The sequence below is a fragment of the Pseudomonas fluorescens HK44 genome (assembly GCF_000217955.3).
Classification (GTDB): Bacteria; Pseudomonadota; Gammaproteobacteria; order Pseudomonadales; family Pseudomonadaceae; genus Aquipseudomonas; species Aquipseudomonas fluorescens_AQ.
The window spans coordinates 560133-586685 of sequence record NZ_AFOY02000015.1 but is presented as its reverse complement, the minus strand read 5'-3'; the positions used below and the strand labels follow the sequence as shown (position 1 = coordinate 586685).

Here is a 26553-nt window from a genome sequence, read left to right as displayed (position 1 = left end):
CTGGAGTCCTTTTACTGATGCACGGCGAGCTGGTAGGCCGTGTATTTACGAATATTGATCACGCCGGTATCGAAGATCAGGTATTGGCCCTTGATCCCCAACAGCGTGCCTTCGGCAATCGGGTTCTTGTCCAGATTGAAGCTGACGATCTTGGCCGGGTACTGCTCGACCGGGTAACGGATTTCAATCGGTTCGACATCAAATACCGGTTGAATCGCTTGCAGACCGAAGCGCTCCTGCAGTCCTTGCACGCCCTCGGCACAGCTTGCGAACAGTTGATCACGAATCTGTTTCAGGTCAACCGGAGCCGCATCGCCCTTGAGCAAGGCGCGCCAGTTGGTCTTGTCGGCCACCTGACTGCGGAACAGGTCTTCGACGAAGCCGGATTGCTGACGGGTCGACACACGCATGATCGGCAATGCCTGGCTCGCGCCCTGATCGAGCCAGCGGGTTGGCAGCTGGGTGGCGCGGGTGATCCCGACTTTGACGCCCGACGAATTGGCCAGATACACCACATGGTCGGTCATGCAGAACTGCTCGCCCCAGGCCGGTTCACGGCAGGTCCCGGCATCGTAATGGCAACGCTCCGGGCTCATGATGCAGACATCGCACTGCGCCAGTTTGGTCATGCACGGGTAGCAGTAACCCTGACTGAAGCTGGTTTTGGTTTTGCGTGCGCAATGGATGCAGTGGATCGCACCCAGGTATTCCAGGCGAACCGTGCTGCCGATCATGGGATTGACCGGCACCTCGGTATCGCCCAGGCGAAAAGCATATTGCACGGTCGACGCGTCGAGGCGCGCCGACATCTTGCTGATTGCACCGCGGCCAATCTCGATCAATGGATGGCATCCGACTTGAACAGGATATTCGGCACAGTGATCGACTTCGAACTGCATTCCTGCGGGCCCATGTAGCCGGTGCGTTGTTCCTCGGGCAGGTTCTGCACTTCCCAGGCGATCATCGCCTGCAACGACAGTTCGCGCTGCTCGGCAGTCAGCTTGCCGCCGTCGGACCACTTGCCGATCTCTACCGCCAGTTTCAGGCTCTGGTAGATCTCAGGCGTGATGTTTTTGATCATTTCGTTAAAAGAGGACATCAGGTCTCCGCGCTCGTTATTCACAGCACAATTTAGACGGCAGTTTATTGGACAGAGAGTCTACGGCGACTGTACAAGCCGCCCAACAAACCGGTGAGGCATCCGACGAGTAACCCGCCGACGTGCGCCGCATTGGCAATTTCGCCGAAGCCGATCATCGAGATCAGCCCCGACATACACAGCAGCAGCCACACCAGCATCATCACCAATACCCCGCGAGGCAGGCGATACGCCGGGTTCGGCGACAGCAGCTGGTAGATCCAGCAATGCCCGAGCAGGCCGTAAAGCACCCCGGACAGGCCGCCGAACAAAGTCGGGCCGCCGTAATAATATTGGGCGTAGTTCGACACCAGGCTGAACAGCAACGTCAGCCCCAGCAGGTTGATACTGCCCTGACGCGACTCGATACGCCGCCCCAGCTCCCAGTACCACATGCCGTTCATGGCCAGGTGGAGAACGCCGAAGTGGATCAGCATCGGTGTCACCAGACGCCACCACTGCCCAGCGGCCAGACTGTCGGCCAACGGCGTGAAGTGGATGTATTCGCCCACCACGCGAAATTCGAGGAATGTCAGCCAGCGCATCGTATCGAGGTTCTCGCCAAGCATGGTCACCGCGCCGACGATCATGCTCAACAGCAGAATCAGCGCCGTCACCGGGCTGTGGCGCAGTTGCTCGACGAACCCCGGACGCTGGATGTTCGCTTGTGCAGCCGGGATATCCAGTTGATGCTCGGGGTCGCCCGCAGGATACCGCTCGTACAGCGAGCGCACGTCTTCGCTGATCGCGTCCGGCACCCACAGCACCTGTTCCCCGGCTTCTTCGCTGACCCGATGCGGCACGTGCATGCGTTGCAGCAATTTGACGAAACCACTGAGGTCCACCGCCAGCGGCAGACGTAAAACAGCCACAACACTCATCGCAATACCTCTGGCCGTTCAACATCGACCCAGACAAACTTGTGTGGATCGAGACGGGTTTCCTGGTCCAGCCGATAGGCAACCAGCTTGCCGTACAACACCGCGCTGTAATCCAGGCAGGCCAGGTTCGGGCGGATCGGCGCCGGTTTGCCGCTGCGCCAGTAGTGCCCGACAAACAACGGCGGTTCGTCGATGCCGTAGCGCAACAGGTTATCTTTTTCTACCGGCGACAGCGGCGTGCGAGCCACGGACTCGGGCAAGGCATCTGGCTGGAACACAATGTCGCCGTAGGTTTGCGGGTTGTCTTCCCAGAATTTGGTGCGGAAGAACGAACGCGTCAGACCATCGCCACTGGTCATGGTCAAACCGTGCGGCAGGCGCATGTCGGTACCCCGCAGCAAGCGGTCGAAGGCCATGCAGGCGAAACTGCCGGAAACCGCCGCCGCCTGGACGAAGTGTTCGTCGATGCAGCCATCGGAAAACTGCGCACGCAGCACCTCGATCAGACCACCGTCCCAGCAGGCGTGGACGACCCGGAAGCGCCCGGCGTCGACGAACAGTGGCATCTCGTAGAACCAGGCTAGAAAGTCGTGCCAGTCCGCTGGGTGATCGGCAAATTGAGTCAGGGTTTCTTCGAGCAGGCGCGCATGCCGAGGCGTGTGTTCACGCACATACTGTTTACCACTGCCAGGCGGTGCCGGCGTGCTCCAGCCCAGCGCGTTGAATTCATGGTTGCCCATGATGCACAGCGCCTGACCGGCCTCGACCATATCGTGAACGATGTGCAGCGCTTCACGAATCCGCGGGCCGCGGTCGATGACATCACCGAGAAACACGGCCATGCGTGACGGATGGCGCCAGACGCCGGCTTGCTTTTGATACCCGAGTCGGTCCAGCAAATGCTCAAGGGTATGAGCGCAACCGTGCACGTCACCGATCAGGTCGTAGCTACGCGCGGGATCGAGCATCAGTCGCCTCCACCGCCCAACCGGCTGCCCCAGCCCAGCTTGGTCCGGCAGACTTCGTAGTAGTTGTGGTCCAACGGATGAATCAACCGCAGTTTCTGCGCCTTCTTGCTCACGGTAATGGTGTCGCCGGGGGCGCAGGTGAAGTGGTTCTGCCCGTCACAGGAGACTTGCGGGTAAATCTGCATATCCTTCGACACGACGATTTTCAGCTCGCTATTGCCATCGACCACAATCGGCCTTCCTGACAAGGTATGGGGGTACATTGGCACAATCACAATGGCATCGAGCTTGGGATGCATGATCGGGCCACCCGCCGAGAGCGCATAGGCTGTGGAACCGGTGGGTGTGGCGACGATCAGGCCGTCGGCCTTTTGGCTGCAAACGAACTGGCCGTCGATATACAGCTCGAACTCGATCATCCGCGTCGACTTGCCAGGGTGCAACACCACGTCGTTCAGCGCATCGCCCTGGCCGATGGCCTCGGCGTGACGGCGAACTTCGGCCTGCAACAGGAAGCGGTTTTCGACCAGATAGTGCCCGTCGAGCACTTCGGCGACCTTGACTTCCAGTTCATCCGGGCGGATGTCGGTCAGAAAGCCCAGGTTGCCGCGGTTGATCCCCAGCACCGGAATGTTGTGCCGTGCCAATGCCCGAGCGGCGCCCAGCAGGCTGCCGTCACCGCCCACTACAATCACCATGTCACAGACTTCGCCGAGCATCTTGCGCGATGAGGTTTGCAGGCCATGGCCGGGCAGGACTTCGGCGATAGTGTCCTCCAGAATCACATGCAAGTGCCGGTCAAGCAGGAATCTTTTCAGTCGGCGAACGGTATCCAGCACCTGTGAGCTGCCCAGGCGACCGATGATGCCGATATTGCGAAATTGCTCCATGGGGCTCCTAGTCAGGATCTGTTGACGCGTGGTCTGCGACGGCGAAAAACACGATTATGGGCGAAAGCGGGCCGTAGACAAAATCCTTTCAGCCGCGAGCCAAAGCGCTATGCTCGCAAGATGACCTTATTTCCTGGCTTGCTCACCCTGCCCCGCCAGTTGCGCCATCCCGAAGTGCGCGACCTGGCCTGGGTCATCCTCGCGCCACCGATGCTCAGCGAAACACCCTGGCCACAACGCCATCCACTGGCCGGCAGCGACTGGGTACAAGCCCCTGAACGACTGGAGCACTGGTTGCTTCAGCTCGACCAGGACAGCCGTGAACTGCAGCGTTGGCTGGCGCTCGGCCCGACTCGTCGCCTGGGCCTGTATTACGAACGCCTCTGGCAGTTTGCCGTGCAGCATGCGCCGGGGGTCGAGCTGATTGCCGCCAACCTGCCGATCCGCCGCGATGGCCACACGCTGGGCGAGCTGGACATGCTGCTGCGTGACCGCGACGGCGTGCATCACCTGGAACTGGCGATCAAGTTGTATCTGGGACCCCAGAACGGCGAAGGCCACGACACTGCCCAGTGGCTTGGCCCGGGCTGCCATGACCGACTGGACCGCAAGCTGGCGCACCTGACCCACCATCAACTACCGATCTCCGCGCGCTCCGAAAGCCGAGATGCGTTGGCCGCGCTGGACATCCTGCGATTCAGCGCACACTTGTGGCTGGGCGGTTATCTGCTGTACCCATGGCCCGGCAAAACCCAGTCACCCGACTGTGCCCATCCGCAGCACCTCAAAGGACGCTGGCTGCATCAGCGAGACTGGGCACACTTTATCGCCCAGAGCCCGCCCGGCCGCTGGCAACCCTTGCCACGGCACGCCTGGCTCGCGCCCGCCCACTATCTTGCCGAGCACACCTGGGACCGCACGCAACTGGAGACCTGGCTGAGCGAGCTCGACCCTCAGGCACCCGCGCAGTTGCTGGTACGCCTGACTGAAAACAACGACGGTGACTGGGAAGAAGCCGAGCGGTTGTTTCTGGTGGCGGATCTGTGGCCGAACGTGCCGGGCCAGAGTTGAGTCTTGTGGCGCCTGGACCGGCCCTTTTGCGAGCAGGCTCCCACACACGGGACCCTCAATCCTACGAAGAACCCTGTAGGAGCAAAGCTTGCTCGCGATGGCGGTCTCAAGGACACCATCGCCGGCAAGCCGTGCTCCTACAGGAAGCTATTTAGATGGACAGGCGCAACGCCAACGCTGCCAGGGTCGCCAGCAACACCGGCACTGTCAGCACGATCCCGACCTTGAAGTAATACCCCCAGCCAATCTGAATATTCTTGCGCGCCAGCACGTGCAGCCAAAGCAAGGTCGCGAGGCTACCGATCGGGGTGATTTTCGGTCCCAGATCGCTGCCGATCACGTTGGCGTAGATCATTGCCTCTTTCACGACCCCGGTGGCCTGGCTGGCATCGATCGACAACGCCCCGATCAACACCGTCGGCAGGTTGTTCATCATCGACGACAACAGCGCTGTCAACAGCCCGGTGCCCATGGCCGCGCCCCACACGCCGTAGTCCGCGAACACGTCCAGCCAACCGGCCAGGTACGTGGTCAACCCGGCATTACGCAAGCCGTAAACCACCAGGTACATGCCCAAGGAGAAAATCACGATATGCCACGGTGCTTCTTTCATCACCTTGCGCGTGGAAATCCTGTGCCCACGGGCGGCAATGGCCAACAGCAATGCCGCGCACACCGCCGAGATCGCGCTAATGGGAATCCCCAACGGCTCCAGGGCAAAACAGCCGAGCAGCAAAATCACCAGCACACACCAACCGGCAACGAAGGTTGCCTTGTCGTGAATCGCGGTCTTCGGGTCTTCCAGTTGTTCCAGGTCGTAATTGGCAGGAACATCCCGTCGGAAGAACCACAGCAACACAGCCAGCGTCGCCGCAACGGCCACCAGATTGACCGGTATCATGACTGCTGCATAACGGTTGAACCCAATGTGGAAGAAGTCCGCGGAGACGATGTTCACCAGGTTCGACACCACCAGCGGCAGGCTCGCGGTATCGGCGATAAACCCGGCGCCCATCACGAACGCCAGCGTCGCCGCCGGAGAAAACCGCAAGGCCAGCAGCATCGATATCACGATGGGCGTGAGGATCAACGCCGCGCCATCATTGGCGAACAACGCCGATACCAGCGCCCCGAGCAATACCATGTAAGCAAATAGCTTGCGCCCGTTACCGTGCCCCCAGCGAGCCACGTGCAATGCCGCCCAGGCAAAGAAACCCGCTTCATCGAGCAGCAGGCTGATGATGATCAGCGCCACAAACGTCCCGGTAGCGTTCCAGATGATCTCCCATACCAGCGGAATGTCGCTGACCTGCACCACCCCGCAGAGCAACGCCAGCACGGCCCCCAGCACCGCACTCCAGCCGACGCCGAGGCCTTTGGGTTGCCAGATCACCAGGGTAATGGTCTGGAGGAATATCAACGACGCGATCAGCATGCGAAACAGCCTTGAACAAGGGTTAAAAAATGCAGGGAGAATCAGCAGCAACGTACCGGACGGTCATCCATCGCCTGTAGTCGCGCGACATCAGTGCCAAGCCATGCACCGTTGGCTGCCAGCGCCCCGTGCAACAACGTCACGACCCACGGGGATAATTGCGGGTGCAGGCGATAAAAAACCCATTGCCCCTGACGACGGTCCGCCAGCAAACCATGACTGCGCAATTGCGCCAGGTGACGGGAGATTTTTGGCTGGCTCAGGTCCAGCGCCGCCGTCAGCTCGCACACGCACAGCTCACCCTCTTTGGCGATGAGTAAAGCGATACGGCTGCGGGTGTCATCGGCCAATGCCTTGAACACATCGACGGGATTGCAGGAATCGGACATGAAAGTGCAAGCGCCTGAACAAACGAAGCGCGAATATATGGAATTTCGAATATAGGGTAAAGCGAATAAACCGCATTGCACGCAACCCGTAGAGCCTCACAAACGGATCACATGCCCCTCGATCGGCGCGATCTGCCCATGAAACAGCTGCGAAATCACCGCTTGCGCCGCTTCAAGCCCATCACTCTCCACCACCCTGAGCAATGGATTGGCCGGCGCCATCACTCGCCGATGAAACTTCTGCTCGCCCTCACCGATGTACTTGATAAGCCGCTGCGCTCCCCATTCGGCGTTGCGTTTGCGAATCTGGATCGGTGCGAAGAAAAACGCCGGCTGCGGCCCTGTTATAGCGCTCAGCTGCGCCTCATCCATGCTCTGGGAACCCACAGCGCAGCTGTAAACCAATTGCCCGGCGAAATGCTGATGCACCTGATCGCGTAAATCCAGACGGCCAGAGAAATCCACGTACAAGGTCGGACGGTCAGCGGGTAACAACGCCAACTCGGCGTACGCAAGCGTGCGTTCGTAACACCCAAGATGCTCAACAAACGCCTTGTTCCCGGCCGCTGTCAGTGCCACTCGCTCCAGATTCGACTCGTCCGCCAGGCAAATAGCCGTGCCGAAAGCGGTTTTGCTCGAAGCGCTGGAGAACACCACACGCGTGGCACCGAAGAACTGATTGTCCTGCAGGAAGTCCGCCAACATCAACGACGTCAAAAACAGCGGGTTCAGCAGGATCTGCAGGTTTTCGTTCGCCGGCTTGTAGTACCGATCCCAGCTGCAACGGGTGTATTGGTTGTAAACCGAGTTCAGTGTTTGACGGTGCGGGGCGGCGTCATAAAAGCCGCGTTCAGTCACCCGTTCAGGACGCACCCAGAGATGGCTGGCCAGTGGAAAGAACCCGTAAAAGCGCTCCCCTGCCGCAATGCCATCGACTCCCGAGGCAAGCACATCGGCAAAGCCCCAAGCCGGGATGTGGCCCCACTCCGATTGCCCCGTCGGGAAAAACTCCCAGTAATGCATCGTGTTGCCATAGGCTGCATAGGTGACGTTATTGGCGGTCAGAGCGCAGCGATCAATTTTCACGATCACTTCACCAACCGCTGGAATCAGGCTGCGCAGCTCACGCTCGACACGACTCTGGTCGATGGCGTTTTTACGGGTGATCAGCCGTGTGACCGCGCCCAGGCTTTGCATGGTTCAGACTCCTTGTCGCGCGCCGGCCCAAAATCGAATGGTTCGATCAACAGTTGACTGGCCAGCGCTTCGTGAGCGTAAGCACTGGCCGACGAGCGATCAATCTTTTTTAAATTGCTCGACCCACTCAGCGTAGGCATTGATGAAGTTCTGTAAAAACGGCCGGACCGACTCGGACACTTTGCCCGACTCATCGAACGCCGTACCGGCGTTGCTCAGATAGGCTTCCGGCTGCTGCATGCAAGGCACATTGAGAAACACCATGGATTGACGCAAGTGATGGTTTGCACCGAAACCACCGATAGCGCCGGGCGAAGCGCTGATCACCGCCCCCGGTTTACCGCCCCAGACACTCTTGCCATAAGGCCTTGAACCGACATCAATGGCGTTCTTCAGGGGGGCAGGCACCGAGCGGTTATATTCCGGTGTCACAAACAGCACCGCGTCGGATGAGCTCACCTGATCACGGAAAGTGCTGTAGGCTGCCGGCGGTGTTACGTCGATGTCTTCGTTGTAGAGCGGCAGGTCGCCAATCTCGACGATGTTCAGCCTGAGGTTTGCCGGAGCCAGTTCAGCCAGCGCCAGCGCGACTTTGCGGTTGATCGACTGTTTTCTCAAGCTGCCAACCAGGACAGCAATCGTATAGACCTTGCTCATTGGGAGTTCCCGACTATCTGGCTAAAGGAGTCTGTAGTTATAGATGATTCGGCAGCACTTCATGTGTTCCTTGTCGCGGAATGGCAGTTAAATACTATTTTTTTCCTGTAGGAAAACTTACCAAGCTTATCGACGGTCTACAGAACCGCAAATTGAGTGACTTATCTCCAGAGGTTCTAAGCAGATGGCAGCAGTACTCGTCGGACAATTCCATGCAAGAGATGCGGAAGGCCGTGTTTATTCAGTGCATGAGTTCCAGGAATCTACCCCGTCGCCGGACGGTATCGCCGGCCCTGCGCCTGTCACCACCTATAAGCTGGCGATTGGCGATCGCCTCAACAAACTCGATGACAACGAATTTGTCTTGGTGCAATCGGGCGTCACCATCACCCGCGAGCCTGAATCAAACATCGCCTCATAAACCACTGTTATGAGCTGGAGTCATAGGCACGGACTTGGGTTAGGATTCAGTCACTGACCCCTCACCTGCTGAACATGGACTTCACGCATGCGTTTACGTCATATCGAAGTGATCCAGGCGCTGCTGCAAACCGCTCATCTGGGCACCGCTGCCGAGATGCTGCAATTGCCGGTGGCCGAGGTCGAGGGCATTTTGCGCGAAGCTGAGCAACAGCTCGGCTTCATGCTGTTTGCCAGCGTACGCGGGCGTTTGCAGGCTACCCGTGAGGCGCGGGAGTTGCAGGTCGAGATTGCCCACGTCTTTGACGCGCTCGAACCGGTGCAGCGGTTGGCCAACAGCCTCAAACAGTACCTGGCGCCGCCGTTGCGGATCATTTGCACGCCCCCCTTGGCGCAACAGTTGTTGCCCCACGGCATCGCTACCCTGCGTCGGCGCTTCCCGGATGCGCCCTGCTCGCTGCTCAGCCAACCCACGCGTGACATCGTCAGAAGCCTGCTGCTGCGTGAAAGCGATCTCGGTTTGAGCCTGCACGACCCCGACCACCCCGACATTCAGTGTCAGATCATTGCCCAAGGCAAACTCCAGCTCCTGGCGCCTCATGGCTGGCTGCAACCCAAGCAAAAATACATTTCCGTGCAGGACCTGGCCGGCCAGTCGATGGTCGGGCTGGAAGGTCACGACCCACTCAGCGTGATGTTCGAGAGCAAACTACAGGCCTTGCGCCCGGCACCGGTGGTGCAAACCCGGGTTCAGACCCATCAGATGATGCGCAGCATGGTCGAGGCCGGCGAAGGCCTGGCCGTTGTCGATCCGTTTACCGCGATCGGCGCCAAGGCCAGCGGTCTGGACGTTTGCCCCGTCTCGCCGGCCGTTCCGATAAGCCTTTACGCCTTGACCCTGAACAATGCCGCGATAGCGCCTGCGGCCCAGGCGTTACTGGAGATCATCAAGGAACAAGCCGAGGCGATGCTGGCGAGCTGATGGTTTTTTCCAACGGATTATCAAACAATCGATACCAGAACAACGCCACCTCGGCCGTCTGCGGGTCAATGCCGCGATAACGCAGGTGATCGATGCCACCGATCACATAACCGCATCGCTCATACAACCGGCAGGCGCCCAGGTTGTTATTCTGGGTTTCCAGCATGATGCCCGGCAGTTTCTTCTTGCGACTCCAGAACTGCGCGACATCCAGCAGCGCCTTGGCCACCCCGTGGCGCCGCGCCGGGGCGTGCACCGCCAGCTCATCGATATGGGCAAAACCGTTCCAGTTAGTGCTGATCACGATATGCCCCACCGGGTGATCATCGAGAAATGCCATGAAAATCGCACTGTCAGACGCGTTCCGGTAACTGGCGAACTCCTCCGGGTCGATGCCATAGCACTTTCGGTAGGGCGTGATGGTTTCCAGCGGCCACTGATCCACCGGCTTATTGATCTCTGCGGCCGCGTAGGCCCGAACTTCAAAACTGAAGTCACTGCCCCAGATATACGCCGCGAATCCCTGATCGGCGACACGTACCGCCAAACCCGGATACTTGGGGTTGATGACCGGCTGCATACTTGGAAAAGTCCTCAAATTTTTATGCAATCGACGGTGTAACACCGCCCATTGCCCTCGTCTTCATGCTGCAGGCCGTGCACATCGGCGACGAAGCCCGGGAAGCTGCTGTTGAACGTGCGGGCAAACGCCAGGTAATCGATGATCGAGCGCGTCGACTCGGTAAAGCGTTCTCCGGGCATGATCAGCGGAATCCCCGGCGGGTACGGCACCAGCATTACCGCAGCGATTCGCCCCTGCAAATTGTCGATTGACACCGCCTCGACCTCGCCACGTACCAATTGATCATAGGCATCAGCTGGTTTCATGACGATCTCCGGAAGTACCGTGTACATCCGCTTGAGGTGCTTGGCGGTGGCATTACTGCGGTAGCAGGCGTGCAGTTGATCACACAGGTCGCGCAGCCCCATGCCCTGATAACGTGCCACGTCTCGTTGCGCGACACACGGCAGACACGCCGCCAGGCTGACGTTGGCGTCGTAGTTGCGTTTGAATTCGAGCAACTCGGTGAGCAAGGTGCTCCATTTACCCTTGGTAATGCCCATGGAAAACAGCACCAGGAATGAATACAGACCGGTTTTCTCCACCACCAGCCCGCGTTCCCAGAGGAACTTGCTGACCACTGCCGCCGGAATCCCCCGCTCGCTCAGCGCGCCACCGGCCGTCAGCCCCGGCATCACCAGCGTCACTTTGATCGGATCCAGCAGCACGTAATCTTCGGCGATGTCGCCAAAACCGTGCCAGTCCGCTTCAGGCTGTAACAGCCAGTCCGAGGTCGTCACTTTGTCGATCCCCTCCACCAGCGGTGGCTGCCAGATCGAGAACCACCAGTCGTCGGTGGCGATGTGCTGGCGCAGGTTGGCCAGCGCCCGGCGAAAACTCAGGGCTTCATCGAACATTTCCTGTAGCAGCGAACGGCCGGCCGGACCTTCCATCATCGCCGAGGCGACATCCAGCGACGCAATGATGCTGTACTGCGGCGAGGTGGAGATGTGCATCATGAACGCTTCATTGAAACGGTCGCGGTCCAGTTGCCGAGCGCCGCCATCCTGCACGTGAATCATCGACGCCTGGCTGAAGGCCGCCAGCAGTTTGTGGGTGGAATGGGTGGTGAACACCAGCGGGCTGTCGTCAGTGCGCGAAGTGCCCATGCCATAACGCCCGGCAAAGAACTCGTGAAACGCCGCATACGCGTACCAGGCTTCGTCGAAGTGCAAGACTTCGACGCTGTTGCCCAACGTTTGCTTGATCAGTTCGGCGTTGTAGCAGAGACCGTCGTAAGTCGAATTGGTCACCACCGCCAATTTGACCTTGGGCCCTCGGCCCTGGGTCAGCGGGCTCGCGTCAATCTTGGCCTGGATCGATTCGCGGCTGAACTCGCTCAGCGGAATCGGTCCGATGATCCCCAGCTCATTGCGTTCCGGACACAGGTACAACGGGATCGCCCCGGTCATGATGATCGAGTGCAACACCGATTTGTGGCAGTTGCGGTCCACCAGCACCAGATCGTCACGCGCGACCATGGCTTGCCAGACAATCTTGTTGGCCGTCGAGGTGCCATTGATCACGAAAAACGTGTGATCGGCACCGAAATTACGCGCCGCACGGGCCTCGGCTTCCGCCAGTGGCCCGGTGTGGTCCAGCAACGAACCGAGTTCCGGCACCGAGACCGACAGGTCCGAACGCAGGGTATTTTCCCCAAAAAACTGGTGGAACGCCTGGCCTACCGGGCTTTTGTGATAAGCCACACCCCCGCCATGCCCCGGTGTATGCCAGGAATAGTTGGAGTCGGCGGTGTGTTGCACCAAGGCCTTGAAAAATGGTGGCAGCAAGCCATCGAGGTAGCTGCGCGCCGCCCGGGCGACCTGGCGCGCCAGAAACGGCACAGTGTCTTCGAACAAATAAAGAATGCCGCGCAACTGGTTCAGTTCGCTCATGGCGTCGGCCGGGGCGTTTTCCAGGGTGACTTGCTCGCCCAGGGCGAAGATCGGCAAATTCGGCGCACGGGCGCGGGCCACACGAATCAATTCGGCCATATTCTGTAAAAGGTGGGTGTTTTCCCCGGCGCCTTCGGCGGCAATCAACATGCACGCAAGGCCGTGGTGAGTCGAAGCGACCAACCGCCCTTCGGTGTAATCCACCGCCGAAAGGACACTGAAACCTTCCTGTGCAAGCTCCGTGGCGATGCCGCGCACGCGATCACCGGCGACTGTGTCGGCCTTGATGTCGCGGTGGACAATTAGGACCGGGAACTTCAAGTCTTTATACATGGGGCTCGGCGTCCTGAGGCAGCAGACCGTGGTCTGCCAATACACTCAGGGTAGAGGGTTGCGGCTGTTGTGGCGAGAGGATGCCCCAAAACAGGTCACGCCCACCCGATACTGTGGCGAGAGAGCTTGCTCCCGCTCGGCCGCGAAGCGGTCGTAATCCGGCAATCGCGCTCCATCTGGATATTCGCGGTGCCTGATTTTGGGGTCGCTTCGCAACCCAGCGGGAGCAAGCTCCCTCACCACAGGAGCGCGGGCTATTCACGTTCGGTGGTTAAGCTTGTGCCTCGGCCTCGGCCAGTTGGGTCCAGAGCGCCGGGGCACCGGCAGACTTGGCGATCACTTCAAGGCGCGAGGCGTGCTCGGCCAGGTCTGCTTCGCTGGCGCGGATGATCCGCGTCGGCGTGCGATCAGCCGGAAGACGACGGATCTCGCTCGCCGGATTGCCCGAACCTTCGCCCGAACCATTGCCGTCAGATGCGTTACCGGCCAGTGACAGACTGGTCTGGCCGCCGGTCATGGTCAGGTAAACGTCAGCGAGAATCTCGGAGTCGAGCAAGGCGCCGTGCAGTTCACGGCCGGAGTTGTCGACGCCATAGCGTTTGCACAAGGCATCGAGGCTGTTGCGCTGCCCGGGGTGACGCTCACGGGCCATCATCAGGGTGTCGAGGATCGAACAATGCTGGGTGATATCCGCCCGATCCTGCTGGCCCATCAGCGCGAATTCGTTGTTGATGAAGCCAACGTCGAACGCCGCGTTATGGATGATCAGCTGCGCGCCCTTGATGAACTCGAAGAACTCATCGGCCACTTCAGCGAAACGCGGCTTGCCCACCAGAAACTCGTTGGTGATGCCGTGGACGCCAATCGCACCCTCGTCACTTTCCCGGTCGGGTTGCAAGTAAACGTGGAAATGCCGGCCCGTCAGGCGTCGACCGATCAACTCGACGCAACCGATCTCGATAATCCGGTGGCCGTCGGTCACCGGCATGCCGGTGGTTTCGGTATCGAGCACCACCATCCTCTGAGCCATCGTTGTTCACCCCTTCTGTGTAGCGTTTACATAAGGGCGCGATGTTAACACAGAGCTTGAAAGGGCTCAGCCCAACCCTTGTGGGAGTGAGCTGGCTACGGGCGGCGTTCCGACGATGACAGAGTCACATCCAACATCATTGTTGACTGACCCTGCGCTATCGCGAGCAGGCTCGCTCCCACAAGGGATACCTCAGCCTTGATCACCGCCGCCAACCGGCATCACCAGCCCGGTGATGTAAGCCGCATCGTCAGAGGCCAGAAACAGGATCGCCCCAACCTGCTCGTCAATCGTGCCGTAGCGTTTCATCAGGCTGCTGTCGACGGTTTGATCGACAATCTGCTGATACCAGACCTTCTCCTGCGGGCTTTGCTCAGCACTGTTGCGCGGAATCCGCCGTGGTGGTGCTTCGGTGCCGCCCGGTGCAGTGGCATTGACCCGCACGCCCCGCTCGGCAGTTTCGAACGCCAGGCACGCGGTGAGCGCATTGACCCCGCCCTTGGCCGCGCCGTAAGGCACACGGTTGACCCCGCGCGTGGCAACCGATGACACGTTGACGATGGCCCCGCTGCCCTGCTCCAGCATAAACGGCAATGCGGCATGGCAGCACCACAGCGTCGGAAACAGCGAACGGCGGACTTCCGCTTCGATCTGTTGCTCTTCGTAATGCTCGAAAGGCTTGGCCCAGATGGTCCCGCCGACATTGTTGACCAATATATCCAGACGACCGAAACGCTCGATCGCCGCCGTCATCACGCGCTGGCACTCGGCGTACTGTTCAAGGTCGGCAGTGAGGGTCAGCACGTCACTGGTTTTCCCCAGTTGCTCTTGCAGCTCAAACACCAGTTCGGAGCGGTCGACCAGAATCAGCCGAGCCCCCTCGGCGGCCATACGCTCGGCAACACGGCGGCCAATCCCTTGGGCCGCCCCGGTAATCAGCGCGACTTTCTCATGGAATCTGTTCATTTCAACCCCTCAATGTCCCTGTAACGGCACGGCAATCCTTGTGGGAGCGAGCTTGCTCCGGGCGGCGTTCCGACGATGACGGCAGTGAATTCAGCATCAATGTTGACTGACCCATCGCTATCGCGAGCAGGCTCGCTCCCACAGGGTTTACGCATTTCAAGCCGCACTCGCAGCGAATTTTTCGTAGTAGAAGTTTTTCGGTACGACGCCCTGCTCGCGGATGAACTGGCTGACGGCTTCGACCATCGGCGGTGGACCGCAGAGGTAGACGTCAACATCGCCGTCGTTCAAGTGCTTGGGCTCAATGTGCTGGGTAACGTAGCCTTTCAACGGGTACGCACTTTGCGGGTTGGCCACACAAGCGCTGAAACTGAAGTTCGGGATCCGTGCGGCCAAGGCTTGCAGCCGGTCCAGTTCCACCAGGTCAAAGTCGTTGGTCACGCCGTAGATCAAGTGCAACGGGTATTCGCTGCCTTGCTCGGCAATTTTTTCCAGCATGGCGGTGAACGGCGCCAGCCCCGTGCCGCCCGCCAGCAACAGCAACGGACGCTGAATATCGCGCAGGTAAAAACTGCCCAAAGGCCCGGCCAGGCTCATGCTGTCGCCGGCCTTGGCGATACCGGTGAGAAAGCTGCTCATCAACCCGCCCGGCACATTACGGATCAGGAAACTGACTTCGCCGTCACGTTGCAACGAGCTGAACGAATACGCGCGGGTCTGCTCGCTGCCGGGAATGCCAAGGTTGACGTATTGCCCCGGCAGGAACGCCAGTTTGCTCAGGGCTTCGCCCTTGATCGACAGCGCAATCGTGCTGTCCGACAGCTGACGCACCTGGCTGATGGCCGCGCTGTAGTGGGCCTTTTGAGTACGGCAGACGTCCGAGGACACCGGCACGCGTACCACACAATCGCTGAGAGCACGCATCTGGCAGGTCAGCACAAAGCCTTTTTCGGCCTCGTCGCTGCTGAGGGCGTCTTCAATGTACTCCTCGCCCAGATCGTAACGCCCGGCCTCGGCGAAGCATTTGCAGGTGCCACAGGCGCCGTCGCGGCAGTCCAGCGGGATGTTGATGCCCTGGCGATACGCGGCGTCGGCCACGGTTTCGCCGGGATTGGCGTCAACGAAACGGGTGACGCCGTCTTCAAAATTGAATGCGATGGAATGAGTCATGACGGCGACCTCACAAGTGGTAGACATCGATGACCTGACGAACGTAATCGTTCTTCAGGATCACTTTCTTGGCCTTGATCAGCGGGCTGTCGCCACGCATGTCGAGGGTGTAGAAGCTGCTGCCGAAATAGCTGTCGACGGTCTTGTAGCGAAAGCTCAGGGTGTGCCAGTTAAAGCGCACCTTGCACAGCCCGTCGGCCTGTTCGAGCAGCTCGATGTTGCTGATGTTGTGCGAGGTCCGGGTGTCCGGCACGCTGGCGCTGGAACGCTCGGTCTTGATCCGGAAGATGCGGTCTTCCAGGCCCGTGCGGTTGCCGTACCAGATCAGCGAGATTTCCCGTTGCGGGTCCTCGGTCAACTCGTCGTTGTCGTCCCAGGATGGCATCCAGAAGGACGCGTCGGCGGCGTACAGCTCCAGCCAGCTGTCCCATTCCTTGTCATCGAGGTAGCGCGCCTCGCGGTAGAGGAAATCGCGCACGGCGTCGTAAGTCATGCTCATCACAGCTCCTCCACCTTGATCAGGGCCGATTGCTCTTCGCTCAATGCCTTGAGCATGGTTTCCTGCCAGTACTTGTGTTGCAGCACGAACAGGCCTTCGTCTTCGGTACGCACACCGCTGAGCAACGGGTGCAGGTCGATCTCCCTGGCCGCCTCATCGGCACCTTCAACCCAGTGCTCGGCGCCACGGGACATGTCGTTCCAGGTGGTGACGCTGCCTTGGTAGCCGGTCTGGCAGGAGCGGAATTCTTCGAGGTCATCCGGAGTCGCCATGCCACTGACGTTGAAAAAGTCTTCGTACTGACGAATCCGGCTCGAACGCGCGCTGTTGCTTTCGCCTTTGGGGGCGATGCAGTAAATGGTGATTTCAGTGCGGTTGACCGAGATCGGTCGGGCAATACGGATCTGCGAACTGAACTGGTCCATCAGGTACACGTTGGGGTACAGGCAGAGGTTGCGCGAGTTCTCGATCATCCAGTCGGCGCGGGCCTGGCCAAAGTCCTTGGCCAGTTCGTCGCGGCGCTCGTACAGCGGCCGGTCTTCCGGGTTCGACCAACGGGTCCAGAGCAGCATGTGGCCCTTGTCGAAGGAGTAGAAACCGCCGCCCTGCTTGGCCCAGGTGCCGGCGCTCATGGTTGGGTTCTCGTCACCGCATTCGCGCTGTTTGCGCTGGTTCTGCGTGGCCGCATAGTTCCAGTGCACGGAGCTGACGTGATAGCCATCAGCGCCGTTCTCGGCGGTGAGTTTCCAGTTGCCTTCGTAGATGTAGCTGCTGGATCCACGCAGTACTTCAAGGCCATCGGCGGACTGGTCGACGATCATGTCGATGATCTTCGCCGACTCGCCCAGGTGCTCGACCAGCGGCACCACATCGGCCTTGAGGCTGCCGAACAGGAAGCCACGATAGGATTCGAAGCGCGCGACTTTGGTCAGGTCGTGGGAGCCTTCGCAGTTGAAGCTCGCCGGGTAGCCGGCCGATGCCGGGTCCTTGACCTTGAGCAGCTTGCCGGAGTTGTTGAAGGTCCAGCCATGGAACGGGCAGGTGTAGGAAGACTTGTTGCCGGTCTTGTGCCGGCAGAGCATCGCGCCACGGTGGCTACAGGCGTTGATGAACGCGTTGAGCTCGCCGTCCTTGTTGCGCGCAATGAAGATCGACTGACGGCCCATAGTGGTGGTGTAGAAATCATTCTTGTTCGGAATCTGGCTCTCGTGAGCGAGGTACAGCCAGTTGCCTTCGAAGATGTGTTGCATCTCGAGATCGAACAAGCGTGGGTCGGTAAACATCTCCCGCTTGCAGCGGTAGATGCCCTGCTCTTTGTCTTCTTCGAGCAGGGAGTGAAGGTATTCGGGTCGCAGGGACATGGCCGCCGCCTCCATTGTTTTTGTTCAGGCAGGCTCATGCTAGGGCGGGCGGTTACCGGACAATATCCGCTGGGTGCAGACCTTTATCCATTTTGCGCAAAGGGAACGATCAATCCATGTGGGAGCCGGCTCGCTCCCACAGGGTTTTGCTTCAATGACGGCGCTTGAGGGTGTCCGACGGCAATTCGCCGAACTGTTTGCGGTAGCTTTCGGAGAATCGTCCCAGGTGCAGGAAACCGTAATCCATGGCCAGTTCGGTTACGTTGCGCACCGTGCAGGTCGGGTCGCTCAGGCAAGCGTTGACCCGCTCGAGCTTCTTCTGCCGGATGTAGCTTTTCGGGGTGGTGGCCGCATTACGCTCAAACAACCCATACAGCGAACGCAGGCTCATCTGTGCCTGACGCGCCAGTTCTTCGCTGCAGATATCCTGCTTGAGGTTGCGTTCGATGTAGTCGGCGATCAACTCGAAGTTCGCAGACTGCGAGCTGAGACCGAGGCGCCTGACGTTGGTTTTCATCAGGCTGAGCATCTTGCTCACGATAATTTGCGCGTAATGCTCCTGAACACGCGGCATGCGCTCGGTCGCTTCAGCCTCCTGGCAAACCATGCCCAGCAGGTTGACGAAACCTTCAAGCTCATCCAGTTGGTAGCGGTTCTCGAGAAACCGCACGCCCTGCCCCGGGTGCAACCAGCGTTGCTCCTGGCACACCGACTCCAGCAGGCTGGCGGGCATTTTCACGATGAATTTTTCACAGTCGTCGGAGTACGTCAGGTCCACCGGATCGTCCGGGTTGATCAGCAGCAACTCACCGGGCGCAAAGTAGTGCTCCTGCCGATGGCCACGCCACAGGCAGTTCCCGCGTAACAGCACTTGCAAGTGGTAGATGGTTTCCAGCGCTGGCGAGGTCACCCGCACGCTGCCGCCATAGCTGATACGGCACAGGTCGAGGCTGGCGAATTTACGGTGATTGAGACTGGCCTGAGGGCTGCCGCTTCTGGGCAAGCGGATGCAATGGCTGCCCACGTGCTGATTGACATAGCCCGACACCGCATAGGGATCGGCCTGCTCAAACACTCTGCTGCGCTCACTCAATAGCTGCGCTTGCATAACCGCTCACTCTAATTGTCATTATCGGCTGCGGTGCGGGTGCCATCAGGCACCCACCCCGGAAAAATCAGGCCTGACCATTCTATGCCAGTTGCCGCAAAGCGGAAGGCCACGAGATAAACGGTCAGTTATCCCGTGGCCTGGGCCAGCGCTGATCAGTCTTCCAGTGCGCGCACTCGCTCGTGACGGTGTTGCTCTTCGGGTTGCGCCGACGACTGCAGGGTGAAATCGAATTCGATCTCGGCAAAGCGGCCGCTGACGCCATGCTCACGTGCACGCTGCTGATCGTCACTGAAGGTGATTTTGGCGATCAGTTCGTCACGCGTGGCGTAGGCGAAATCGTCGTGCAGGTACTTGTCACCGTCCAGGTTGATCTGGGTGGTCAGGTGGCGATGATCATCCGCCGAGATGAAGAAGTGGATATGCGCCGGGCGCTGGCCATGGCGGCCCAGTTGATCAAGCAGCTGTTGGGTCGGACCGTCCGGTGGGCAGCCGTAGCCCGACGGCACGATGCTGCGCAAGCGATAGCGACCCTCGGCATCGGTGACGATCCGGCGACGCAGGTTGAACTCCGACTGGCTGCCATCGAAGTACGAATAGGTGCCGCTCGTGTTGGCGTGCCAGACATCCACCACGGCGCCTGCCAGTGGCTTGCCTTCGGTGTTCTTGACCTGGCCCTGCATGAACAGCACCACGCCCGGATCAACGCCGTCGTCAAGCCGTGCTTCGCCGTTGGACAGCGGTGCGCCGGCGACATACAGCGGGCCTTCGATGGTGCGCGGGGTGCCACCGGTTTTACCGGCCTGCTCGTCTTCGGCATCCATCAGCAGGTCCAGGTAGTGTTCCAGGCCCAAGCCTGCAACCAACAGGCCCGCCTCTTGGCGCGCACCCAGTTCGTTCAGGTAGTTGACGGCTTTCCAGAACTCCTCCGGGGTCACCTCGAGGTCTTCGATAATGTTCACCGTATCACGCAGGATGCGGTAGATCAGCGCTTTGGCGCGCGGGTTGCCAGCGTCGTTGAGCAGACCGCTGGCATCTTCGAGAAACTTCTGTGCGCTGGCAGTGTGGGAAATTTTGGCGTTCATGATTAATCCTCATCTTGTATTTATTAGAGTACAAAACTGGCAGACAACGGCTCAGCGATCATCTTCATGAATAGAGGAAGGATGTCTGCACATCGCGTTCACTTCGATAGCCATGTAGGGGTAAAGCGGCAGTTGCATCAGCAAGTCGTGCAGTTCCTGCACGCTGTCGACGTCGAACACACTGTAATTGGCGTAAAGCCCGGCAATGCGCCACAGATGGCGCCATTTGCCCTGCTGTTGCAGGCGCTGGGCCAGGGCCTTTTCGTTGGACTTGAGCTGAGCGGCGCGCTCCGGGTCCATATCGACCGGCAGGTTCACGGTCATCTTTACGTGGAACAACATGCTGTTCTCCTCAGACGGACTGAATGGCAGTGGAGGTTTTGTCGCGGCGGAAAAACGCCAGCCGCTCTTCGTCCAGGCTCAGGCCAAGGCCGGGCGCCTGCGAAACATGCAAATGGAAGTCGCGGTAAACCGGCGGCTCGCTGAGGATGTCCTCGGTCAGCAACAGCGGCCCGAACAGTTCGGTGTCCCAACTCAGCTCGTTCAGCGTGAGGAAGGCATGGGCCGACGCCAGCGTGCCGATCCCGCCCTCAAGCATCGTGCCGCCGTACAGACCGATGCCTGCCGCTTCGGCAATTGCCGCGGTGCGCAGCACTGCACGGGGACCGCCATTCTTGGCGATCTTCAGCGCGAACACTGAGGCCGCGCCTTCACGCGCCAGGTTGAACGCATCTTCCACGCACTCAATCGACTCGTCCGCCATGATCGGCGCCGGGCTCATGGCATTGAGGCGCACCATGCCGGCACGGTTGTTGCGAGAAATCGGCTGCTCGATCAGGTCGATGCCATTGCCGCCGAGAATCCGGCAAGCCCGCAGTGCGACTGCTTCGTCCCACGCCTGATTAACGTCGACGCGCACGCTGGCGCGGTCGCCCAAGGCTTTTTTGATCGCAATCACGTGAGCCAGGTCGCGGTCGACTTCACCGGCACCGATCTTCAGCTTGAAGATCCGGTGACGACGCACATCAAGCATCTGTTCGGCTTCGGCGATGTCCTTGGCGGTATCGCCGCTGGCCAGCGTCCAGGCCACCGGCAACGAGTCGCGTACACGGCCACCGAGCAACTCACTGACCGGCAGGCCAAGGCGCTTGCCGTGAGCGTCGAGCAAAGCGGTTTCGATGCCGGATTTGGCGAAGGTATTGCCGCGAATACTGCGCTCCAGGCGCAACATCACCGCGTTGATATTGCAAGCATTCTGCCCCAGCAGCAGCGGCGCAAAGTGCTTGTCGATATTGGTCTTGATGCTGTCCGGGCTTTCATTGCCGTAAGCCAGGCCACCGATGGTGGTCGATTCGCCGATACCTTCGATGCCGTCGGCACAACGTACGCGGATGATCACCAGCGTCTGATTCTGCATGGTGTGCATCGCCAGCTTGTGCGGGCGGATGGTCGGTAGATCGACGATGATCGTCTCGATCGATTCAATGGCAGAAGAAAGCATGTCGATACCCGTCAGGTTCTTGAAGTTCTGTGACGGATTCTCGTACGGCTTTTTTCACGGTTCCAATATAGAATTGGTCTGGATCGATACCTTAAAGGTATTCACTATCGTCGACTGTGGAGGGCTCATGGAGCTGCGTCATCTGCGTTACTTCCAGGTGCTGGGTCAAACCCTGAATTTCACCCGCGCCGCCGAACGCCTGCACATCGCCCAACCACCGTTGAGCCGGCAGATTCAGCAACTGGAAGATGAGCTCGGGGTGGTGTTGCTGGAACGTGGCAGGCCATTGCGTCTGACCGAAGCCGGACGGTTTTTCCTTGAGCACTCCAGCGCCCTGCTTGAGCAACTGAGCAAGGTCTGCGACAACACCCGACGTATCGGCCTGGGCGAAAAGACCTGGCTGGGTATCGGTTTTGCCCCTTCGACCCTCTATGGTGTGTTGCCCGAACTGATTCGCCGCCTGCGCAGCAACGAGTCGCTGGAACTGGAGCTCGGCCTGTCGGAAATGACCACGCTGCAACAGGTGCAGGCGCTCAAGGCCGGACGCATCGACGTCGGCTTCGGGCGGATTCGCATCGATGATCCGGCGATTATCCAGACGGTATTGAAAGAAGACCGACTGGTGGCGGCCCTGCCCGCCGGGCACCCGTTGCTGGACAGGCCCATCAGCCTCACCGAGTTGGCCAATGAGCCGTTTGTGCTGTATCCCGGCAATCCCCGCCCCAGCTATGCCGACCATGTGATCGCGCTGTTCGAGTCCTACGGTGTGAGCATCAAGGTCGCGCAGTGGACCAACGAGCTGCAAACCGCCATTGGCCTGGTGGGCGCCGGCATCGGCGTCACACTGGTGCCGGCCTCGGTGCAGTTGCTGCATCGCGACGACATTGGTTTCACGCCGGTACTGGAAACCAATGCCACCTCGCCGATCATCCTGAGCCGACGTGTCGGCGATGTCTCACCGGGATTGAATCATTGCCTGAAAATAATCGAAGCGTTGCGTATGCGCGATCCGAAATGACCGCCCTGCGCGTTCATGGTGATCCGGCGCGTCAGTCCTGCTTGTAACCCCGGACGTCGTCGACGCCACGGTTGGCCAACTGGTCGGCGCGTTCGTTACCAGGATGCCCGACGTGGCCGCGCACCCACTTCCAGGTGACGTTGTGACGATTGACCTGCTCGTCGAGCTGCTTCCACAGATCAGCGTTCTTCACTGGCTCTTTCGCCGCAGTTTTCCAGCCGCGCTTCTTCCAGTTGACCATCCATTCGTTGATGCCTTTCATCACGTATTGTGAGTCAGTGACCAGTAATACGTCACAGGAACGCTTGAGCTCTTCAAGGCCGCGAATCGCGCCCATCAGTTCCATGCGGTTATTGGTGGTATTGGCTTCACCGCCCCAGAGTTCCTTTTCAACGCCCTTGCACACCAGCAGTGCGCCCCAGCCGCCAGGGCCAGGGTTGCCCTTGCAGGCACCGTCGGTGAAGAGTTCTACGCTATCGCTCATGCCAACCTATCCAGAAAATGTCTGTGGCTTGCCGACCAATGATCGACAACGCCCAAGGCCGGGCAAGCCCGGCCGGCCAATATAATAATAAAGAGAAGGAGTGTTTTACGGTTCCAGGTGACGACGATTGACCTTGGCCATCGGTAACGGGATCAACTTGCCCATAGGCTCGCGGCGCACTTGACGGACCGGTCGCAAGCCAACGACGATCTTGCGCGCCACCAATAAATAGAAACCGCCACCAGACAGCTGCCAGTCACCGGCCTTGCGTTCCCAACCGGCCATGCGGGCTTGCCACGCCGGGGAAGCAAGCGGCGGACGATAGCACCCGAAGCGGCGTTTCTCCAGTGCAAACCCCAGCAGGTTGAGCCAGTCGGCGACCCGCGACGGCGAAATGCAGCGCGCCTTGCGCATGGCGTCGCTCGCAAACACGTGGCGCAGCCCCCAACTGCTCCAGGGGTTGATCCCGACAATCAACAGGTGCCCGCCGGGACGCACCGCGCTGGCGGCTTCACGCAGCAAGCCATGCGGCGACAGACAGAAATCCAGCCCGTGTTGCATCACCACCACGTCGGCGGCGTGCTCACTGATCGGCCAGGCCTGTTCTTCGCAGACAATTTCCACACCCGGCAGCGGCGCTCCCAGACGGACATTGCGCTGCACCTGTTTTGCCGTCGGCGGCGTTTCGGCCGAAGGGCCGTAATGCACCAGATACCCGCCAAAGAAACGCCCCAGTTCGTCTTCGAGCATCCGGCGTTCTTCATTCAACAAAAATTGCCCGATGGGCCCTGACAGCCACTCGCGAGCGGCACTGATCAATGCCAGCCAGTCAGGATCAGCCTGAGCGAACGCTTTATCGGTCATTGCATTCTCCAACTCGCCAAGAAGCTCTAAGATGCACCATTGTTTTCCGCTTGGCGAATCCCGCGATGATACAGATCAGTGCCCTTCCCGCCTTCACCGACAACTACATCTGGTTGTTACAGGATCACCACCGCCAGCGCTGCGCCGTGGTCGATCCGGGTGATGCCGCCCCCGTGCAGGCCTGGTTGGCCATGCATCCGGGGTGGCAGCTCAGTGACATTCTGGTCACCCATCACCACCATGATCACGTCGGCGGCGTCGAGAAACTCAAAAAAGCGACGGGCGCCACCGTCTACGGCCCGGCGAGCGAAAACATCCCCGGACGTGACATCGCCCTGAACGATAATGATCGCGTCAGCGTACTCGGCTGGGAGTTCGACGTGTATGCGGTGCCGGGCCACACACTGGGCCATATCGCTTACTACCATGATGGTCTGCTGTTCTGCGGCGACACCCTGTTTGCCGCCGGTTGCGGGCGCCTGTTCGAAGGCACGCCGGCACAAATGCACCACTCCCTCAGCCGTCTGGCCGCGCTGCCCCAAGACACGCTGGTGTACTGCACCCACGAGTACACCCTGAGCAACCTGCGCTTTGCCGCCGCTGTCGAGCCGAATAACCCGGACATTGCCGAGCGTCTCGAGAACGTCTCTCGGTTACGCGAGTCCGGCGGCATATCGCTGCCGTCGACCCTGGCGCTGGAGAAGCTGACCAACCCTTTTCTGCGTACTGGCGAAACATCTGTTAAAGAAAAAGTAGACGAACGGAATGGCCGGGATAACCGGGCTCCGAGTGAGGTTTTTGCGGCCCTTAGGGCTTGGAAAGATACGTTCTAAACGGGGCCACTATTGGTCCGAAAATTCTGAATGGTTGACCGCACCCCGTGCGCTTTCTAGAATCGCCCGACATTTTCGCCCGGAACTAACTTCCAGCCAATGTCGTCATCTATTCGTAAATCCATCAATTCAGACGCATTGACCCGCTTGGCTCAAGCCATCGCGGTGGCTGTGTCCGCCACCCTGGCGGGCTGCCAAAGCACCAGTCATGTGCCACAAACCGACGTGGCACATACGCTTTCCACCCGGACCAAACAAAAACCTGTCTGGCTCACCGAGAAGCCAAGCCCACAAGCCGCGCAGGACGTCTGGGAGCGCATGCGCCAGGGCTTCCAGTTGCAGGATGGGCTGGGCGTCAACCCGCGCATCGAGCAACAGCGCCTGTGGTTCGCCAGCAATCCATCGTTTCTGCAAGGCGCCAGCGAACGTGGCAGCCTGTACATTCACTACATCGTCGAACGCCTTGAAGAACGCAACATGCCGCTGGAACTGGCGCTGTTGCCGGTGATTGAAAGCGCCTACAACCCGATGGCCTACTCACGCTCCGATGCGGTCGGCCTATGGCAGTTCATCCCGTCCACCGGGCGTTATTTCAACCTGCGTCAAACCCGCTTCTACGACGGCCGTCGCGACATTACCGCGTCGACCATTGCGGCGATGGACTACCTGACCCGTCTGCATGACATGTTCAACGGTGACTGGCTGCTGGCCCTGGCGGCCTACAACGCCGGTGAAGGCACGGTCAGCCGGGCCATCGAGCGTAACGAAAAGCTTGGCCTGCCAACCGACTACTGGAACCTGCCGCTGCCGGCAGAAACCCAGGCGTATGTGCCCAAGCTGCTGGCCTTGTCACAAGTGGTGTTGTCGCCAGAAGCCTATGGCGTGAACCTCAACCCGATCGCTAACCAACCGTACTTCGAAGTCGTCGAAATCAACCAGCGCATGGACCTGTCCAAGGTTGCCGCGGTGGCCAACATCGACGAAGACGAGCTGTTCCAGCTCAACCCGGCCTTCAAGCAACGCACCACCATCGACGGTCCCCAGCACTTGCTGGTGCCGACGTCCAAGGCGCAGTTGCTGACCGCCAGCCTGTCGACCATGAAACCCGAAGAGCTGATCAGTCAGCGTCCACTCAAACCGGTTTTCGAAGGTGCCGACGACAGCGAGCTGGCAACGCTCAAGCGCAGCTACCGGGTCAAACGCGGCGACAACCTGACACAGATCGCCAAGGCGAACAAAGTCGAGGTCAAGGACCTGCAACACTGGAACAAGCTGAACGGCAAGGACCTCAAGGTTGGCCAGACCCTGGTGATGCGAGACACCCGCAAGCGCAGCGGTGGACGCATCAGCACGGTGGTTGCGGCCAACACCAGGAAGCAGACCCAATACAAGGTCAAGCAGGGCGACTCGCTGTACATCGTCGCCAAGCGCTTCAACGTTGAGATGCAACACCTCAAGCGCTGGAATCCACGTGTTGGCCAGGCCCTCAAGCCTGGGCAGATGCTGACGGTTTCTTCCCCGCGTTAAGTCGCGCCTTGGGTATTAGGGCTTTTGTGGCGAGGGAGCTTGCTCCCGCTGGGCTGCGAAGCGGCCCCAAAACGTGTCATCCGGTTCATTCAGGCACATCACATACACGGGGTTCACGCCTGCTGCGCAGGCGAGCGGGAGCAAGCTCCCTCGCCACTAAAAGCCCTGCCTTAGCCCCTACCTTTTTCCTGTCGATACAAGCTGTTACTGTACGGTCCACAAAGCCCAA

General features: G+C 59.7%; 28 protein-coding genes. 6 read left to right on the top strand and 22 right to left on the bottom strand.

Annotated elements, in window-relative coordinates:
• Window positions 1-11: 11 nt before the first annotated feature.
• The 5 genes from HK44_RS15415 to HK44_RS15395 are packed head-to-tail and all read right to left on the bottom strand — an operon-like array spanning window position 12 to window position 3877.
• Complete coding sequence (locus tag HK44_RS15415; RefSeq protein WP_019690609.1) at window positions 12-842, bottom strand: DUF2797 domain-containing protein; 831 nt, start codon at window positions 840-842, stop codon at window positions 12-14.
• Entirely contained in the window at window positions 839-1099 is a 261-nt protein-coding gene (locus HK44_RS15410) for a YeaC family protein (RefSeq protein ID WP_019690610.1), read from the bottom strand. The genes HK44_RS15415 and HK44_RS15410 overlap by 4 nt, the downstream gene beginning before the upstream one ends.
• Before the next feature lie 44 nt (window positions 1100-1143).
• A complete protein-coding gene (locus HK44_RS15405; protein ID WP_019690611.1) occupies window positions 1144-2019 on the bottom strand; it encodes a rhomboid family intramembrane serine protease in 876 nt (291 codons plus the stop codon).
• A complete protein-coding gene (locus HK44_RS15400; protein ID WP_187682499.1) occupies window positions 2016-2990 on the bottom strand; it encodes a metallophosphoesterase in 975 nt (324 codons plus the stop codon). The genes HK44_RS15405 and HK44_RS15400 overlap by 4 nt, the downstream gene beginning before the upstream one ends.
• A complete protein-coding gene (locus HK44_RS15395; RefSeq protein WP_019690613.1) occupies window positions 2987-3877 on the bottom strand; it encodes an NAD(+) kinase in 891 nt (296 codons plus the stop codon). The genes HK44_RS15400 and HK44_RS15395 overlap by 4 nt, the downstream gene beginning before the upstream one ends.
• Window positions 3878-3997: 120 nt before the next feature.
• Between HK44_RS15395 and HK44_RS15390 the strand changes: the two genes are divergently transcribed.
• On the top strand, window positions 3998-4948 hold the full coding sequence (locus tag HK44_RS15390; protein ID WP_024264973.1) for a DUF1853 family protein: 951 nt from the start codon (window positions 3998-4000) through the stop codon (window positions 4946-4948).
• A 151-nt stretch (window positions 4949-5099) separates the two neighbouring features.
• Here the strand turns inward: HK44_RS15390 and HK44_RS15385 are convergent, their stop codons facing one another.
• The 4 genes from HK44_RS15385 to HK44_RS15370 form a co-directional block, all read right to left on the bottom strand.
• A complete protein-coding gene (locus tag HK44_RS15385) occupies window positions 5100-6383 on the bottom strand; it encodes an arsenic transporter (RefSeq protein WP_019690615.1) in 1284 nt (427 codons plus the stop codon).
• 41 nt (window positions 6384-6424) lie between these two features.
• Complete coding sequence (locus HK44_RS15380) at window positions 6425-6772, bottom strand: metalloregulator ArsR/SmtB family transcription factor (RefSeq protein ID WP_019690616.1); 348 nt, start codon at window positions 6770-6772, stop codon at window positions 6425-6427.
• A 96-nt stretch (window positions 6773-6868) separates the two neighbouring features.
• Complete coding sequence (locus HK44_RS15375) at window positions 6869-7969, bottom strand: DUF2855 family protein (protein WP_019690617.1); 1101 nt, start codon at window positions 7967-7969, stop codon at window positions 6869-6871.
• 99 nt (window positions 7970-8068) lie between these two features.
• A complete protein-coding gene (locus HK44_RS15370; RefSeq protein WP_019690618.1) occupies window positions 8069-8626 on the bottom strand; it encodes an NADPH-dependent FMN reductase in 558 nt (185 codons plus the stop codon).
• A 184-nt stretch (window positions 8627-8810) separates the two neighbouring features.
• On the opposite strand from HK44_RS15370, the gene HK44_RS15365 reads away from it, so the two are divergent.
• Window positions 8811-9047 (top strand): hypothetical protein, encoded by a 237-nt coding sequence (locus HK44_RS15365; protein ID WP_019690619.1) that lies wholly within the window; start codon window positions 8811-8813, stop codon window positions 9045-9047.
• A gap of 87 nt (window positions 9048-9134) precedes the next feature.
• Complete coding sequence (locus tag HK44_RS15360; protein ID WP_019690620.1) at window positions 9135-10028, top strand: LysR substrate-binding domain-containing protein; 894 nt, start codon at window positions 9135-9137, stop codon at window positions 10026-10028.
• Here HK44_RS15360 and HK44_RS15355 read toward each other — a convergent pair.
• The 11 genes from HK44_RS15355 to HK44_RS15305 all read right to left on the bottom strand — a co-directional run bounded on the left by HK44_RS15355 (window position 9994) and on the right by HK44_RS15305 (window position 21598).
• The gene (locus HK44_RS15355) at window positions 9994-10608 is read right to left on the bottom strand and encodes a GNAT family N-acetyltransferase (protein ID WP_019690621.1); all 615 of its coding nucleotides are present in this window, start codon (window positions 10606-10608) and stop codon (window positions 9994-9996) included. The two genes, HK44_RS15360 and HK44_RS15355, sit on opposite strands and share 35 nt — an antisense overlap.
• Before the next feature lie 14 nt (window positions 10609-10622).
• Complete coding sequence (locus HK44_RS15350; protein WP_019690622.1) at window positions 10623-12878, bottom strand: Orn/Lys/Arg decarboxylase N-terminal domain-containing protein; 2256 nt, start codon at window positions 12876-12878, stop codon at window positions 10623-10625.
• Window positions 12879-13149: 271 nt separating this feature from the next.
• A complete protein-coding gene (dnaQ, locus tag HK44_RS15345; protein ID WP_019690623.1) occupies window positions 13150-13908 on the bottom strand; it encodes a DNA polymerase III subunit epsilon in 759 nt (252 codons plus the stop codon).
• Between the two features lie 192 nt (window positions 13909-14100).
• A complete protein-coding gene (locus HK44_RS15340; RefSeq protein WP_019690624.1) occupies window positions 14101-14874 on the bottom strand; it encodes a 1,6-dihydroxycyclohexa-2,4-diene-1-carboxylate dehydrogenase in 774 nt (257 codons plus the stop codon).
• 156 nt (window positions 14875-15030) lie between these two features.
• Window positions 15031-16044 carry a benzoate 1,2-dioxygenase electron transfer component BenC gene (gene benC / locus HK44_RS15335; protein WP_019690625.1) on the bottom strand — a complete coding sequence of 338 codons (1014 nt, stop codon included), beginning with the start codon at window positions 16042-16044 and terminating at the stop codon, window positions 15031-15033.
• Between the two features lie 10 nt (window positions 16045-16054).
• Window positions 16055-16543 carry a benzoate 1,2-dioxygenase small subunit gene (gene benB / locus HK44_RS15330; protein ID WP_019690626.1) on the bottom strand — a complete coding sequence of 163 codons (489 nt, stop codon included), beginning with the start codon at window positions 16541-16543 and terminating at the stop codon, window positions 16055-16057.
• The gene (benA, locus tag HK44_RS15325; protein WP_019690627.1) at window positions 16543-17904 is read right to left on the bottom strand and encodes a benzoate 1,2-dioxygenase large subunit; all 1362 of its coding nucleotides are present in this window, start codon (window positions 17902-17904) and stop codon (window positions 16543-16545) included. The genes benB and benA overlap by 1 nt, the downstream gene beginning before the upstream one ends.
• A gap of 151 nt (window positions 17905-18055) precedes the next feature.
• Window positions 18056-19012 carry an AraC family transcriptional regulator gene (locus tag HK44_RS15320; protein WP_019690628.1) on the bottom strand — a complete coding sequence of 319 codons (957 nt, stop codon included), beginning with the start codon at window positions 19010-19012 and terminating at the stop codon, window positions 18056-18058.
• Window positions 19013-19167: 155 nt separating this feature from the next.
• Window positions 19168-20097 (bottom strand): catechol 1,2-dioxygenase, encoded by a 930-nt coding sequence (catA, locus tag HK44_RS15315; RefSeq protein ID WP_019690629.1) that lies wholly within the window; start codon window positions 20095-20097, stop codon window positions 19168-19170.
• Between the two features lie 51 nt (window positions 20098-20148).
• A complete protein-coding gene (gene catC / locus HK44_RS15310; protein WP_019690630.1) occupies window positions 20149-20439 on the bottom strand; it encodes a muconolactone Delta-isomerase in 291 nt (96 codons plus the stop codon).
• Between the two features lie 10 nt (window positions 20440-20449).
• Entirely contained in the window at window positions 20450-21598 is a 1149-nt protein-coding gene (locus HK44_RS15305) for a muconate cycloisomerase family protein (RefSeq protein WP_019690631.1), read from the bottom strand.
• 127 nt (window positions 21599-21725) lie between these two features.
• On the opposite strand from HK44_RS15305, the gene HK44_RS15300 reads away from it, so the two are divergent.
• A complete protein-coding gene (locus tag HK44_RS15300; protein ID WP_019690632.1) occupies window positions 21726-22616 on the top strand; it encodes a LysR family transcriptional regulator in 891 nt (296 codons plus the stop codon).
• A gap of 31 nt (window positions 22617-22647) precedes the next feature.
• On the opposite strand, the gene rnhA is transcribed toward HK44_RS15300, so the two are convergent.
• Window positions 22648-23100, bottom strand: a complete 453-nt coding sequence (gene rnhA / locus HK44_RS15295) for a ribonuclease HI (RefSeq protein ID WP_019690633.1) — start codon at window positions 23098-23100, stop codon at window positions 22648-22650.
• A 105-nt stretch (window positions 23101-23205) separates the two neighbouring features.
• A complete protein-coding gene (locus HK44_RS15290; RefSeq protein WP_019690634.1) occupies window positions 23206-23964 on the bottom strand; it encodes a class I SAM-dependent methyltransferase in 759 nt (252 codons plus the stop codon).
• 65 nt (window positions 23965-24029) lie between these two features.
• Between HK44_RS15290 and gloB the strand changes: the two genes are divergently transcribed.
• On the top strand, window positions 24030-24797 hold the full coding sequence (gene gloB / locus HK44_RS15285; RefSeq protein ID WP_019690635.1) for a hydroxyacylglutathione hydrolase: 768 nt from the start codon (window positions 24030-24032) through the stop codon (window positions 24795-24797).
• A 99-nt stretch (window positions 24798-24896) separates the two neighbouring features.
• Complete coding sequence (locus HK44_RS15280) at window positions 24897-26324, top strand: transglycosylase SLT domain-containing protein (protein ID WP_019690636.1); 1428 nt, start codon at window positions 24897-24899, stop codon at window positions 26322-26324.
• Window positions 26325-26553: the final 229 nt, after the last annotated feature.